The organism is Peribacillus sp. N1 (assembly GCF_054600815.1).
The window spans coordinates 231,035-243,900 of record NZ_BAAHZO010000006.1 but is presented as its reverse complement, the minus strand read 5'-3'; the positions used below and the strand labels follow the sequence as shown (position 1 = coordinate 243,900).

17 protein-coding genes are annotated in these 12,866 nt (G+C 40.1%); 13 read left to right on the top strand and 4 right to left on the bottom strand.

What is annotated here, in order from left to right; genetic code table 11:
* Positions 1 to 154 precede the first annotated feature (154 nt).
* The 7 genes from cyoE (at position 155) to ACYP5M_RS21935 (ending at position 7,014) form a co-directional block, all read left to right on the top strand.
* Positions 155 to 1,093: a heme o synthase gene (gene cyoE / locus ACYP5M_RS21965; RefSeq protein WP_101224553.1), complete on the top strand. Its 939-nt coding sequence runs from the start codon at positions 155 to 157 to the stop codon at positions 1,091 to 1,093.
* Between the two features lie 253 nt (positions 1,094 to 1,346).
* Entirely contained in the window at positions 1,347 to 2,429 is a 1,083-nt protein-coding gene (gene coxB, locus ACYP5M_RS21960; protein ID WP_402941705.1) for a cytochrome c oxidase subunit II, read from the top strand.
* Between the two features lie 24 nt (positions 2,430 to 2,453).
* The gene (gene ctaD / locus ACYP5M_RS21955) at positions 2,454 to 4,325 is read left to right on the top strand and encodes a cytochrome c oxidase subunit I (protein WP_101224555.1); all 1,872 of its coding nucleotides are present in this window, start codon (positions 2,454 to 2,456) and stop codon (positions 4,323 to 4,325) included.
* Complete coding sequence (locus ACYP5M_RS21950; protein WP_101224556.1) at positions 4,325 to 4,954, top strand: cytochrome (ubi)quinol oxidase subunit III; 630 nt, start codon at positions 4,325 to 4,327, stop codon at positions 4,952 to 4,954. Before ctaD ends, ACYP5M_RS21950 begins: the two co-directional genes overlap by 1 nt.
* Positions 4,955 to 4,957: 3 nt before the next feature.
* Positions 4,958 to 5,293 (top strand): cytochrome c oxidase subunit IVB, encoded by a 336-nt coding sequence (ctaF, locus tag ACYP5M_RS21945; protein WP_048684534.1) that lies wholly within the window; start codon positions 4,958 to 4,960, stop codon positions 5,291 to 5,293.
* Between the two features lie 141 nt (positions 5,294 to 5,434).
* Positions 5,435 to 6,346, top strand: coding sequence for a cytochrome c oxidase assembly factor CtaG (gene ctaG, locus ACYP5M_RS21940; RefSeq protein ID WP_459735543.1), 912 nt, complete (start codon positions 5,435 to 5,437; stop codon positions 6,344 to 6,346).
* Between the two features lie 206 nt (positions 6,347 to 6,552).
* Positions 6,553 to 7,014: a DUF420 domain-containing protein gene (locus ACYP5M_RS21935; protein ID WP_057278459.1), complete on the top strand. Its 462-nt coding sequence runs from the start codon at positions 6,553 to 6,555 to the stop codon at positions 7,012 to 7,014.
* Positions 7,015 to 7,126: 112 nt separating this feature from the next.
* Here ACYP5M_RS21935 and ACYP5M_RS21930 read toward each other — a convergent pair whose 3' ends face one another.
* On the bottom strand, positions 7,127 to 7,489 hold the full coding sequence (locus ACYP5M_RS21930; protein ID WP_101224559.1) for a YugN family protein: 363 nt from the start codon (positions 7,487 to 7,489) through the stop codon (positions 7,127 to 7,129).
* A 346-nt stretch (positions 7,490 to 7,835) separates the two neighbouring features.
* Between ACYP5M_RS21930 and ACYP5M_RS21925 the strand changes: the two genes are divergently transcribed.
* Entirely contained in the window at positions 7,836 to 8,870 is a 1,035-nt protein-coding gene (locus ACYP5M_RS21925) for a CAP domain-containing protein (RefSeq protein ID WP_434169027.1), read from the top strand.
* A gap of 177 nt (positions 8,871 to 9,047) precedes the next feature.
* On the opposite strand, the gene ACYP5M_RS21920 is transcribed toward ACYP5M_RS21925, so the two are convergent.
* Positions 9,048 to 9,275: a hypothetical protein gene (locus ACYP5M_RS21920; protein ID WP_459735519.1), complete on the bottom strand. Its 228-nt coding sequence runs from the start codon at positions 9,273 to 9,275 to the stop codon at positions 9,048 to 9,050.
* Positions 9,276 to 9,385: 110 nt separating this feature from the next.
* Between ACYP5M_RS21920 and ACYP5M_RS21915 the strand changes: the two genes are divergently transcribed.
* From ACYP5M_RS21915 to ACYP5M_RS21900, 4 genes are read left to right on the top strand one after another with little or no spacing between them, the layout of a single operon-like run.
* Positions 9,386 to 9,817, top strand: a complete 432-nt coding sequence (locus ACYP5M_RS21915; protein WP_230177569.1) for a YlbD family protein — start codon at positions 9,386 to 9,388, stop codon at positions 9,815 to 9,817.
* A gap of 12 nt (positions 9,818 to 9,829) precedes the next feature.
* Positions 9,830 to 10,072: a YlbE-like family protein gene (locus ACYP5M_RS21910; protein ID WP_101224562.1), complete on the top strand. Its 243-nt coding sequence runs from the start codon at positions 9,830 to 9,832 to the stop codon at positions 10,070 to 10,072.
* A gap of 60 nt (positions 10,073 to 10,132) precedes the next feature.
* Complete coding sequence (locus tag ACYP5M_RS21905) at positions 10,133 to 10,558, top strand: hypothetical protein (RefSeq protein ID WP_459735518.1); 426 nt, start codon at positions 10,133 to 10,135, stop codon at positions 10,556 to 10,558.
* Between the two features lie 60 nt (positions 10,559 to 10,618).
* Complete coding sequence (locus tag ACYP5M_RS21900) at positions 10,619 to 11,068, top strand: YlbF/YmcA family competence regulator (protein ID WP_063232132.1); 450 nt, start codon at positions 10,619 to 10,621, stop codon at positions 11,066 to 11,068.
* 180 nt (positions 11,069 to 11,248) lie between these two features.
* Here ACYP5M_RS21900 and ACYP5M_RS21895 read toward each other — a convergent pair whose 3' ends face one another.
* Positions 11,249 to 11,572, bottom strand: a complete 324-nt coding sequence (locus ACYP5M_RS21895; RefSeq protein ID WP_459735517.1) for a hypothetical protein — start codon at positions 11,570 to 11,572, stop codon at positions 11,249 to 11,251.
* 137 nt (positions 11,573 to 11,709) lie between these two features.
* Between ACYP5M_RS21895 and ACYP5M_RS21890 the strand changes: the two genes are divergently transcribed.
* Entirely contained in the window at positions 11,710 to 11,985 is a 276-nt protein-coding gene (locus tag ACYP5M_RS21890; RefSeq protein WP_048684554.1) for a YlbG family protein, read from the top strand.
* 54 nt (positions 11,986 to 12,039) lie between these two features.
* On the opposite strand, the gene ACYP5M_RS21885 is transcribed toward ACYP5M_RS21890, so the two are convergent.
* Entirely contained in the window at positions 12,040 to 12,429 is a 390-nt protein-coding gene (locus tag ACYP5M_RS21885; RefSeq protein ID WP_434169030.1) for a DUF7147 family protein, read from the bottom strand.
* Positions 12,430 to 12,866 lie beyond the last annotated feature (437 nt).

The window sequence follows — 12,866 nt, the reverse complement described above, 5'->3', positions numbered from 1 at the left end:
GATTCCATTGACAACGGTCATTGGTAAATAATTTACTTTTTGTTTACGCTTCCTTGGTTACAAATATCGAAAAGTATGAAATAATGTTCTATAGCATATGTAAGTATTTTTTTGCATTTGCGTCTGTGCTGAATGATTTAAAGGAGGAAAACAAATGTCAGAAACAAGGGGTTTGTCAGAAGCTGTCATGGAGGACAGTAAAGCCGCCCTTCAATCGGATATACCTGAAACAACAGCTTGGAAGGATTTTCTCGCACTTATAAAAGTGGGGATTGTCAATTCAAATATAATTACAGCTTTTACCGGCGTGTGGTTAGCTCTTCATTTTTCGGGGCTTAGCTTCTTAAACAATCTAGATGTAGTGTTTTATACACTTGCAGGTTCGGCGCTCATTATGGCTGGATCTTGCAGTTTCAATAATTATTATGACCGAGATATCGATCATTTAATGGAAAGAACGAAAAACCGTCCAACGGTAACTGGAAAAGTACAGCCTTCAAAGGTATTGGCGTTAAGTTTCGGCTTAATTGCTGCAGGGCTGATTTTACTTGCATTGACTAATATGACAACTGCCATACTAGGTGCATTCGGCGTCTTCGCCTATGTTGTTTTATATACCATGGTTTTCAAGCGTAGATTTGTATCGAATACGATTATAGGCAGTATATCCGGAGCCGTGCCTCCACTTATCGGGTGGGCTGCAGTCGACCCGGGCCTTGATAAGATCGCCTGGGTCCTGTTCGCGATCATGTTCTTGTGGCAGCCGCCTCATTTTTATGCTCTAGCAATGAGGCGTGTCGAAGAATATCGTGCAGCCGGGGTACCTATGCTTCCGGTCGTAAAAGGCTTCAAGGCCGCAAAAAGGTCGATCATGCTATGGATCGTCTGTTTAATGTTTGTACCTTTCTTTTTAACTCCATTAGGAACACCGCTAGTTATTCTTGCTGCATTATTGAGTACGGGGTGGCTTATTTTGGGAATTAAGGGGTATAAAAAGAAAGATGATGTTAAATGGGCAACATCCATGTTTGTATATTCTTTAAATTATATGACCATTTTATTTGTAGCGATGGTTATTGTCACTCTCATCTAGTTTTGGTTAAAATAAGCTGGCGGCCTGTTCTTTTACAGGCTCCAGCTTACTGATATATATTGCACTGACCGCGACTCATACATATTAACGGAACCAACGGGGTCATACATAAGAGCGGTTACATGGATCATCTTAATAATTCCTTAGTTTAGGGATTCTTTCTTTTTAGAAATTGACATAGAGAGAATATTCGCAATTGCGCCCATTTTTATTTTTGTGAGAAAATTTTGACGAAAGAGGGGTTTCTGAAGCTATGAAAAAAAGGCTGCACAAATGGCGCCTAATTGCTCTGCTGGGTATTGTAGGACTTGTCCTTTCGGGCTGCGGCGAACCATTTCTATCCGCGCTGAAGCCAGCTGGCGATGTTGCGCAATCTCAGTATGACTTACTGATATTGAGTACACTAATCATGGTACTGGTTATTATTGTTGTGATTATTTTGTTCGTTGTAGTTTTACTACGCTTCCGTCGGAAGGAAGGCGACGAAACAATACCGAAACAAATTGAAGGAAGTCATAAACTCGAAATTATCTGGACTGTTATTCCTATCCTTCTTTTAATTGTTCTGGCTGTTCCAACCGTCGTCACGACTTTCGACTTAGCCGACACAAAGGCAATGGATAAGAAAGATAAGGATGGAAAAACAAAGGATGCACTTGTCGTGAATGTCAGGGCGAACCTTTATTGGTGGGAGTTTGAATATCCGGACCTTGGCGTTGTAACAAGTCAGGATTTGGTTGTGCCAACCGATCAAAAAGTGTATTTCAATCTAACTGCTTCAGATGTTAAGCATTCATTCTGGGTACCGTCTGTCGGAGGAAAGATGGATACCAATACAGAAGGGGTCAATCAGTTTTTCTTAGAATTCGATAGTAAAAAGGCTGAAGATTCAAACAACTTGTTTTACGGAAAATGTGCTGAACTTTGCGGTCCTTCACATGCTTTGATGGATTTTAAGGTCGTACCGAAGTCCAAAAGCGATTTTGAAGCTTGGACTAAAGATATGAAAGCCGCGAAGGAACCTGTCGTTGAAGGTGATCTAGCCAAACAGGGTGAAGATGTCTTTAATCAAAGTTGTATAGGCTGCCATGCGGTGACACCAAATGACAGCAGGCCTGAAGCTGCTCGTCAGGCTCCGAATCTCGCTACATTCGGTGAACGCCAAAAAGTGGCTGGCGTATTGGATCATACGGAAGAGAATGTGAAAAAATGGATCAAGGATCCTGAGAAGTATAAACCGGGCAACACGATGACCGGTACTTACGGCGAACTTTCGGATTCAGATATTAATGCACTGGCAGCTTATCTATTAGAGCTTAAGGTGGAAGACAAATAGAACATTGATTAAGGAGGTTAAATCGTGAGTACGTACGCTAATAAAAAAGGATTTGGCGCTACGCTTTGGGATTATCTGACGACGGTGGACCATAAGAAAATCGCCATTTTATATCTTATCTCTGGCGGATTATTCTTTGTAATCGGCGGTTTGGAAGCGATGTTTATCCGTATCCAGCTTGCAATCCCAAATAATGATTTCGTAAGTGCCGGATTTTATAATGAAATATTGACCATGCACGGTACAACTATGATATTTCTGGCAGCCATGCCATTGGTGTTTGCTGTAATGAATGCGGTTGTACCCTTACAGATAGGGGCACGTGATGTCGCGTTCCCATTTTTGAACTCGTTAGGTTTTTGGTTGTTTTTCTTTGGAGGAGTCTTTTTGAATCTTTCTTGGTTTTTAGGGGGGGCTCCTGATGCAGGCTGGACATCATATGCATCACTTTCCCTGCATTCCGAAGGCCATGGTATTGATTTTTACGTCCTGGGATTACAGATATCAGGATTGGGAACATTAATTGCGGGGATCAATTTCCTTGTAACCATTATTAATATGCGTACGCCTGGTATGACATATATGCGTATGCCGCTGTTCACATGGTCAACTTTCGTTGTTTCCGCATTGATATTATTCGCTTTTCCTCCGCTTACCGTAGGATTGGTGTTAATGATGTTCGACAGGATGTTCGGCTCGAATTTCTTTGATGTAGCAGCGGGAGGGAATACGATCATTTGGGAGCATTTATTCTGGATATTCGGTCACCCGGAAGTATATATCCTGATTCTTCCAGCTTTCGGTATTTTTTCCGAAATTTTCGCTACATTCTCAAGAAAAAGATTATTCGGATATTCATCGATGGTATTTGCAACCGTTTTAATCGGTTTCTTAGGTTTCATGGTTTGGGCGCATCACATGTTTACGACTGGTTTGGGACCTATCGCGAATGCGATTTTTGCCGTGGCTACCATGGCTATTGCAGTGCCGACAGGTATTAAGATATTCAACTGGATTTTTACGATGTGGGGCGGAAGCGTCAAGTTCACGGTACCGATGCTTTATGCAGTTGCCTTTATCCCTACATTTACCATGGGTGGCGTGACAGGTATCATGCTCGCATCAGCACCAGCTGATTATCAATACCATGATAGTTATTTCGTTGTTGCCCATTTCCACTATGTAATCGTTGGTGGGGTTGTATTGGGTTTACTGGCTGGAATCAATTTTTATTGGCCGAAAATGTTTGGAACGATGTTAAGTGAAAAATTGGGACAAATCACATTTTGGACGTTCTTGATCGGTTTCCATTTAACATTCTTCATTCAACATTTCTTAGGTTTGATGGGGATGCCTCGTCGCGTATTTACATTCTTGGACGATCAAGGTCTTAATACAGGTAATATGATTAGTACAGTTGGAGCCTTCTTAATGGCATTTGGGGTCTTGGTTATGGTCATCAATATAATCATTACATCCGTGAAGAATGAGAAGGTCGGCAATGATCCATGGGGAGACGGCCGTACGCTGGAATGGGCCATCCCATCACCACCGCCGTTTTATAATTTCAAACAACTTCCGCTTGTCCGCGGATTAGATCCTTACTGGGTTGAAAAAATGGAAGGGAAAAAGGAAATGACTCCTGCAGAACCACTGGGGGATATCCATATGCCGAATTCATCCATACTACCTTTAACGATTGCCTTGGGTTTATTTGTTGCCGCATTCGGTGCTTTATATAATATGGATGATAAGACATGGACCCTGCCAATAATTATTGTTGGACTTTTGATCACATTCGGTTCAATGCTTATCCGTTCCGTTAAAGACGATCATGGATACCACATTCATAAAGAAGACCTTATGGACAATAAAGACAAGGGAGGTAAGGCATAATGCAAGCAGATGAAAGATTCACGGATGCCACTTGGCCTGCATCTCCCGAGAAAGCGACTTTAGAAGGTAAAAATAAGTATTTGGGATTCTGGTTGTTTCTTGGTGGAGAGACGGTACTATTCGCCTCACTTTTTGCAACTTACCTTGCATTGAAGGATAAAGTTCCAAATGGTGATGCAGCCCTAGCTAAAGACTTATTCGAATTACCGCTGACTTTTGTAGCAACCATGCTTTTATTGACCAGTTCATTAACCAGTGTATATGCGATGTACCATATGAAAAATAACCATTTTAAACAAATGCAAGCATGGCTTGTGATTACAGTTGCACTCGGCTTTGCTTTTCTAGGTCTCGAGATTTATGAATTTAATCACTATGTTCATGAATTCCATCATACATTTACGAGCAGTGCATTCGGCTCCGCGTTTTATACGTTAGTTGGTTTTCATGGAGGACACGTTGCTTTCGGTCTGGTTTGGATCATATCTCTTATGGTTCGTAATGCAAGAAGGGGCTTGAATTTATATAACGCTCCTAAATTTTATGTCGCGAGTCTTTATTGGCATTTCATTGACGTAGTCTGGGTGTTTATCTTTACTGTCGTATACTTAATGGGAATGGTGGGATAACTGATGGCGAATGAACAATCAAATTCAGCGAACCCGAATGTCGATTTAAAATATCGCCGTAAGAAAAATGCTGAAGAGATGAAACACCAAGTGATATCATTTACACTTATGATTTTCTTTACATTACTTGCTTTTGCTGCTGTAGGAATCGAGGGTTTTTCACATTGGTTCATTAAACCAGTCATTTTGCTGCTGGCAGTTGTACAGGTGATTTTCCAATTGTATTATTTCATGCATATGAAGCATAAAGGGCATGGCACCATTGCATTGTTCTTATTTTCGGGCCTTGCAGTCGGCTTGATAACTGTCCTTGTGTTCACAACGATTGTTTGGTTATAAACCATAAAGGAAATCGGCTATTGAATGATAGCCGGTTTTCTTTATGTGTTGATTAGCTAGAAAAAGAATCCAAGTTTATCTATATTTGTTACCATGTTTCATTTTAGGTATAATGAAAGTAAGAAAAAGTTTATGAACGAGGTGATTTTTTTGTCTATTGATATTTTCGGATTTCGCGCTTTGTGGAGTCCTTATTATTTTGCCGTCCTCGTACTTATAACCGTTGGCTATTTTTGGCTGGTGACAAAAAAAAGGGAGAAGTTTTCGGGCAGTTCAGTCCTATCCGTTAAACAGGCAACTTATTTTTTGATAGCCATGTTCCTTCTATATGCAGTAAAAGGATCGCCACTGGATTTATTGAGTCATATCATGTTCAGTGCGCACATGTTTCAAATGGCACTGCTCTATCTCGTGATTCCGCCTTTATTTATCATAGCGATTCCAGATTGGCTTATGAGAACTTTCATAAACTCAAGGGGAGTGAAGCAGTTATTTCAATTTTTCACGAAACCTCTTGTCGCCCTTTTACTGTTTAATGTTCTTTTCTCGTTGTACCATATCCCGTTAGTGTTCGACTTTATCAAAACGGGGATGTGGCTTCATGCCGGATACACGGTCCTTTTATTTACCACTGCTGTTTTGATGTGGTTCCCGCTTGTCAATCAACTTCCGGAACGTGAAAGTCTATCAGGTGTGAAAAAAGTAGCTTATATTTTCGGCAGTGGCATTCTAATGACCCCTGCTTGCGCTTTGATCATTTTTGCTAATGATCCGATGTATGATACATTCACCAATGCGGAATCTTGGGCGAGTGCCATGGAGCTTTGCGTTCCGGCTTCAGCACTGTCCGGCTTAACGCTCAGTGGCCCGGAAATGTTCAATGGACTGCCATTGCTTGAGGATCAACAGCTTGGTGGGGTTCTGATGAAGGTAATCCAAGAAATTGTTTTAGGCTATGTATTAGGTGTCATTTTCTTTGCTTGGTTCAAAAAGGAGAATGGCGGCCAAAATGATATCGATCCGATACCTTCGGATTTTCAGACTGTAGAATAATTGTACGATAAAAGACTTGTCTTGGGACGGACAAGTCTTTTATCTGCCTTGCCTGTTTTTTGATTTAAAGCAAATAGCCAGTGATTCGACTTGGCTATTCTATAAAAGTGAGCATTCTGTTAATAATCCTTGATTTTATTGAATTTTATGATTGCCTCTTATAAAATGGTAGTTGATTAATAAATATAGAGAGGACTACAATACATATGTCTTTACCAATCCTTCCAACGATAAGTACAGCTTTCATTGTATTAAGTGCAATCACTGTTGCAATAGGCTGGTATCAAATTAAACAACGCAAAATCGAGACCCATAAAAAAACCATGATGGCAGCTGCGGTTTTTGCGGTAATCTTTTTCACTATATATCTTTCCCGGACGGTCTTCATTGGCAGTACGTCATTTGGCGGACCCGATGACATTAAAATTTATTATACAATTTTTTTGATCTTCCATATAACGCTTGCGACAACTGGAGCAGTTTTGGGGATCATCATGCTTACCACTGGTTTTAAAGGTAAATTCGCCATTCATAAAAAAATCGGACCTGCTACCAGCATCATTTGGTTTTTCACTGGGATTACAGGTGTAGCTGTTTACATCCTGCTTTATGTCATTTATCATGGCGGCGAAACAACATCTTTAATAAAGGCGATCCTAGGATTTTAAAATAACGAAAAAGCCTGGTGCAAAAAAGCATCAGGCTTTTGTAATGGATACGAAAAAAGAGAGCATCACACATGATCCTCTCTCTTTGTACCTCACTTTTAACTTGCGGCTTTTACAGGCCGTTGAATTGTGTAAGTTCTTCTTTGATTTGAGAGAGGATTTTTTCACTTTGTTTAACTAGTGATGCAGGGAAATCCTCTCCTTCTCCATATTCAACTCCGTGTGGATAATAGTGTTTTCCTAATAGAGGGACCATAAGTTTAATGACGGCCCTGTGAGAGCCTACATCGCCCTCTGTAGCATAGCCAAGTATTCTCAGGTAAAACGTGCCTTCTTTTAATTCGAACTTACGATCGTAACTGACTCTTTCGTAATCCCATTGTTCTGCACGTATTAAACCATATTGCGGCATTAGGTCATCTAATCGGTTTAAGTCGGCTGTGATGTTTTCGATTCCAAAGCTTTCAAATTTCACGAGTAGTACCTCCTATGTTTACTATTGGGAATTAAAATGACATACCGGGAAAATATTATGTACATGAATATATTAAAAATCTCCAAGTATGTTTATAATATACCATTTTATCCTATATTTTATAATAGTACGAAATGGTGGAAGTTGCAATGAACTCAACCATGGTATTTCAATCATTCACAAAAGTTCCATTTTTAAAATAAATTTAATGAAGGGGTAGTCTATCGTAAATTAGAAAATTATGATTGAACAGTGATATAATCAGGAAAGAAAGGTTTTTTGCATTGGATACATAAATTAGATAGAGAGAGGGAGTGTTCCTCTGCGCAATTTAGGTAAGGTGTTGGTGTTGATCGTTATTTTTTTCGTAATCGGTATTTATCTTAATATCGGCGATGAAGATGAAGGGAACCCTCTTATTGATGGTAACAAAGGTGTTAACCCCAATGGACATATAAATGAAAAAAGCCCTTCCTCTGAAAAGGAAGGGGTTACTAAAGTGACAGAAGGTCTGGCAGTAACAATCGGGAAAAATGCAAAAGAGATAGAAAAGGAATACGGTAAGCCAGATCGAATTGATATGTCCGCATATGGATATGAATGGTGGGTATATAAAAAGAATTATAATAATTATTTTCAATTAGCCGTTGAAAATGAAAAAGTGGTATCTGCTTATGGGATCGGTGATGAGGTCAATGTCGCTCCTTTTAAAATTGGACAATCGATTGATGCCATCTATTCCAGCTTATATGTGGAACCTACTGTTGATATTGAAGTGGGTGACAGTTCCTATCGTTTCGAATTGTCGGAGGAAGACATGAACATGAGACCGTTGATTGATTTAGGGAATATCAATGTTCAGCTTTATTTGGATAAATTCACAGGGACTGTTTCAAGCATCCGATTTTTGAATGATTCGGCCCTATTGAAACAACAGCCGTATGAGTTGACCTATCATGGTGAGCTTGTGACAATTAAGGATCTTTCTGAGGAAGACATGGCGAAAGTGGAAGATGGCAATGAGCAGCAAATATTCGATATTACGAATATAATGCGCAGCCGGTTTGATTTGGAGCCTTTAGAATGGGATGCTCCAACAGCAAGGGTTGCCTACCTTCATAGCCGTGAAATGACAGACACACCTGAAGGAACCCATGTTTCTGAAACAAATGGGGATTTGGAAAAGCGTCTCGATGCAGGTCATGTAAAATACAGGGCAGCAGGTGAAAATATAGCGGCTAATTATGTGGACGCAGCTGCAGTCATGGAAGGCTGGCTAAATAGCAAAGGTCATCGGGATGCGATGCTGAACGAGGAATTTACAGGTCTGGGCGTCGGGGTATATAAAAAGTATTACACTCAGAATTTCATAAAGAGATAAAAAAAACGGATCCGATTTGGGTCCGTTTTCTTGTTCTGGATATAGCGCAAAGTTCCCCATCCATCCTCGCGCTGGACCTTCCCTCATTTGCACGCAAACGGCAATGGAAGGTATTACGTAACGAACTTGGATATCCGCAGTAACGGAAGGTGGCCATCATGCCTTCATGAGTCATGTTCAATCAAGAGGTGTGTAAGGCATGGCCATCGTGAGTGTCGTCCCCTGTTCGCTTACATCCTTATTTAATTGCAGCGGGATTGAAAAATAAGAGCGGTTCCCTTGCTCTACTTTGGCTTTTAACCCTGAAACAATTCCCGATGAATCAGATAACTCTATTTCATCTGCAGCTTCAGGCAGGTTCTGGATGTCTTTGATTAAATCACATTCACGCGCATGAAAATACATCCTTTTTTGCTTTGGAACATCCAATTGGATTTAAAATGGAATGTGATGCACTTTTTATTTACCTTTAGCATATGGTGCAATAGGCGATGTCTAAGTGTGAGGTGAGAGTAATGGCAAAAAGAAAACGGCCCTCCGTGGATCGATTTCGGGAGTTTGTAAAGGAGCATCCTCATTTAGTGAATGAAGTGAGAAGCAAACAAGCAACATGGCAGGAACTTTTTGAAGAGTGGTATTTACTCGGGGATGATCATCCACGCTGGCAGGCTGAAGGCAGTGTGGGTGAGACCAAAGTGAATACAGAATCCCCATCACCGCCGGACGAAAAGGGGGACCAAAGCACTGAGTTGATCGGTTCGTTAATGAGTGCAGTTAAAAATATGGATATGGGGCAGATTCAACAATATATTACGAATGCCAATCAGGCTATCGGTGCAATCCAAGGAGTGCTATCTGCTTTCCAAGGGAATAAATCAGGTGATACAAGTCCTCCCCCAAAAGAAAAAGAGCAGAGAGCTAACCCTTTTTTATTCACAAAAGATTAAGGAGGGTTTTTCATGCGTCAGAATATATATGAATTCATCCAAACAAACGAAGATATGCGAAATTACTTGAGGGTTCAGCCTGGATGGTACAGAAGGTTAATGCGTAATCCCCATGAAGTGGATGTGTTTGAAACCGAGGCGAAATATTATTTTGAAAAGTCGATTCCGCATCGGGTCTCTAAATTTTCGGAAAGCGTTCAGGTCGCCTCCATGATGCTTCATATGTTTCAAGCGATGAATGTTTCAGGTGAATGAAGAAAAAAAGAGTAATTTACTCCTTTTGGCGAACAATAAAGGCAAAAGGGGGACGATGGAATGAGAAAGTTGATATTGGCTCTAACAGTGTTGATGGCAGCGTCGGGTTGTGGGAAGAAAATACCGGAACCTGAGAATTCAGGAGTAGCCATGCAGAGTGTTTCTGCACTTAAAGCTGCCACCACTGTATCGGGCATCCGAAATTCAGATGAGGACTTTCGGGTAAAAACTTTTGTAAAAGGCAACTCTGTCTATGTAGAGTGCTACTTGAAAAACTATGGTTTTTCTGAATCAAATCCAGAACAGTTGGCAACTGTGTCCGTATTTATTGATAATCAAAAGAAGGTCGATATGAAAACGGCAGCATTTATCTTAAAGGAAGTCCCGAATGGCAAGCATAAAATCAAGCTGGAGATTTTGAATGGTTCAGGTGAAAAAACGGGGCTGCAAAAAGAGATTGAGGTACATATCACTTCCTCGATTTAATCAAACCATTAGCATCTAACAGGGAGAAATGGTAAAATGGTTGTGGAGGTGAGCTTGTTAATGCTTGCTACTATGGAAATCATCGACATTTTACAACAGGCTGATGGATTAGCTGAAATGATCCTTCATTCTGAAATAGGGGAAGAATACCTCCTTAGTTTATATAAATTACAAAGCGACAAAGAGGCCCAGCGGAAAATTTCCAAGTTTACTTCGCTAAAGGATCTATTTGAAGATGTTCAAAGGTTCGGTAAATATCATCCGGATTATAAACGCATCAATTTAGAAACCAGGCAAGCTAAACGAGACATGGATATGCATCCTGCCGTTGCTGAGTTTAAGCGGGCTGAGACCGAATTGCAATCCGTTCTTGATGAAATAAGCGGAAGGATTGGCCGAGCGGTTTCTGAACAGGTCAAAACTCCAGCGGGGAATCCATTTTTTGTTTCATCCGGTGGATGTTCAACGGGAAGCTGCGGAACCGGCGGAAGCTGCGGATGCTCTGCTTAAGGTAATGGCCATATTGTGAACAATAGGCCGGTATATTGAATGCAGCCATCGAAATTCGAAATTACTACGGAGTTCGGTGGCTGTGTCATGTAAGGAACCTTCGTCGAGACATTGTTCAATGAACCGATGAATGTATAAAGATTTTCTTGTTATTTATATTCCGGATACGTGACAAAGGGATTAACTGCGATATAAAATACAATCCGGACATAGGTTGCCGCAGCAAAACATCTTTTGCTGCGGCACATAAAAACGGTGCCGGAATACATATAAATGTTCTTCCTGCCGTACGAAAATGGTTTCACAATGAAGCTGCTTGCCACGCATTGAAAGGCTTGCGGCTTTTTTTATTAAAAAAGAAAGCTTACTATTATTATTTTGAGCCGGTTGATAATGGATATATAAAAATGGTATACCTGTGAACTTTTTTATCGAAGCTTGGGTAATTTCATCATTATCTAATAGATGATCAATAAATTGATGCCAAATTTGGTTTAAATCCATCGTTTGTTAGGCTCCCTTCACAGTGTATATATTCATAATAGTGAGAGAATTTCGTTTATAATCTTTTTTCTTGGTTGAAAGTAAAGATTCTGCTATGCTACACTTAGTTAAAACCTTTATAAAAGGGAGTTATTGATATGCTTGGAGCGAGACAGGGAATCATCGTCTATTTACATACATTAAAACAAGCCAAAATGCTTAGGAAATTTGGAAATATCCATTATGTTTCAAAAAAGTTGAAATATGTGGTGCTTTATACGAATATGGATGAAGTGGAGCCACTAGTGGAAAAGCTGAATAATTATTCGTTCGTTAAAAAAGTGGACCTTTCTTACAAGCCTTTTTTGAAGGTGGAGTTCGAAAACTCCAAACCGGATAAAGCGAAAGAATATGATTATAAAATGGGAATTTAAAAAAAGCTGACTCATGCGGAGTCAGCCTTTTTCATTTCAGGGCATCAACATTTCTCAACCTAATGGGGGCAGATATCTATTCATTCGCAAAATGCCGATTAAGTGTTGGTAGTACAACTCGATTTCTGCAAAGAGCACCGAAGGTTTCACGTCGATTTCAATAATCGGTCTATCCAGTTCCTCCGCCAAGCTCTCAAAAAGCTCATAGCGTTTGTTTTTGGTGGCATGAGGGTTCGGTATACCTTCGCGGCAAATGTAAAGCGGCTGGAATTTCCCGGGATCCGTTGGGTGCATGACGATTACCAATGACGTTACCTTTTTATCATTTATAGTAGTATGCATGGACAAAAGCCTTGCAACTCGATGTTTCTGATTGCGTCCTACTTCCAGCAACTCATATATATCGGAATATCCTTGTCCAATTTCAATAAAACGTTGAATCAATTAAACCTCTCCTAACTAACTTATTATTCATTACTTTATCATTATCCCTCATAAAAGAGAAGGACAACTTCATAGATGAAGCATGACAAAGACACTTAGATATCAGAGATTTAACAAAAAAAAGCCCTGCAAAAATATGCAGGGTCCTTCTATGTCTAACTAAGGACCAGAAGGCAAAGGGAGAGGAGAAACCGGAGGAAGAGCTTATGGGGAAACGTAAGCCTTCTCCGCGGTTGGCAACAACACCTAAAAAGGAATGTTGTTATTCACATTATTGCCAAAAACCACATTATTATTCAAAATGTAAAAGATTTATAAAAAGAATCCATGGTCCAAAATGATACGTTGATTTTCATCTTGGAAATGAAGCCAAATGGGTTTAAATATTGGCTAGCTTTTTCTAATATGTTAGGATAGGAAAGTAACAGAAATTTGTC

Bases quoted from the DNA above. Each gene is read 5' to 3' on its own strand.
- ctaF (WP_048684534.1), top strand. From the start codon at position 4,958: ATGGCGAATGAACAATCAAATTCAGCGAACCCGAATGTCGATTTAAAA.
- coxB (WP_402941705.1), top strand. From the start codon at position 1,347: ATGAAAAAAAGGCTGCACAAATGGCGCCTAATTGCTCTGCTGGGTATT.
- ACYP5M_RS21915 (WP_230177569.1), top strand. From the start codon at position 9,386: ATGGCAAAAAGAAAACGGCCCTCCGTGGATCGATTTCGGGAGTTTGTA.
- ACYP5M_RS21950 (WP_101224556.1), top strand. From the start codon at position 4,325: ATGCAAGCAGATGAAAGATTCACGGATGCCACTTGGCCTGCATCTCCC.
- ACYP5M_RS21935 (WP_057278459.1), top strand. From the start codon at position 6,553: ATGTCTTTACCAATCCTTCCAACGATAAGTACAGCTTTCATTGTATTA.
- ACYP5M_RS21900 (WP_063232132.1), top strand. From the start codon at position 10,619: ATGCTTGCTACTATGGAAATCATCGACATTTTACAACAGGCTGATGGA.
- ACYP5M_RS21895 (WP_459735517.1), bottom strand. From the start codon at position 11,572: ATGGATTTAAACCAAATTTGGCATCAATTTATTGATCATCTATTAGAT.
- ACYP5M_RS21910 (WP_101224562.1), top strand. From the start codon at position 9,830: ATGCGTCAGAATATATATGAATTCATCCAAACAAACGAAGATATGCGA.
- ACYP5M_RS21905 (WP_459735518.1), top strand. From the start codon at position 10,133: ATGAGAAAGTTGATATTGGCTCTAACAGTGTTGATGGCAGCGTCGGGT.
- cyoE (WP_101224553.1), top strand. From the start codon at position 155: ATGTCAGAAACAAGGGGTTTGTCAGAAGCTGTCATGGAGGACAGTAAA.
- ACYP5M_RS21890 (WP_048684554.1), top strand. From the start codon at position 11,710: ATGCTTGGAGCGAGACAGGGAATCATCGTCTATTTACATACATTAAAA.
- ACYP5M_RS21920 (WP_459735519.1), bottom strand. From the start codon at position 9,275: ATGTATTTTCATGCGCGTGAATGTGATTTAATCAAAGACATCCAGAAC.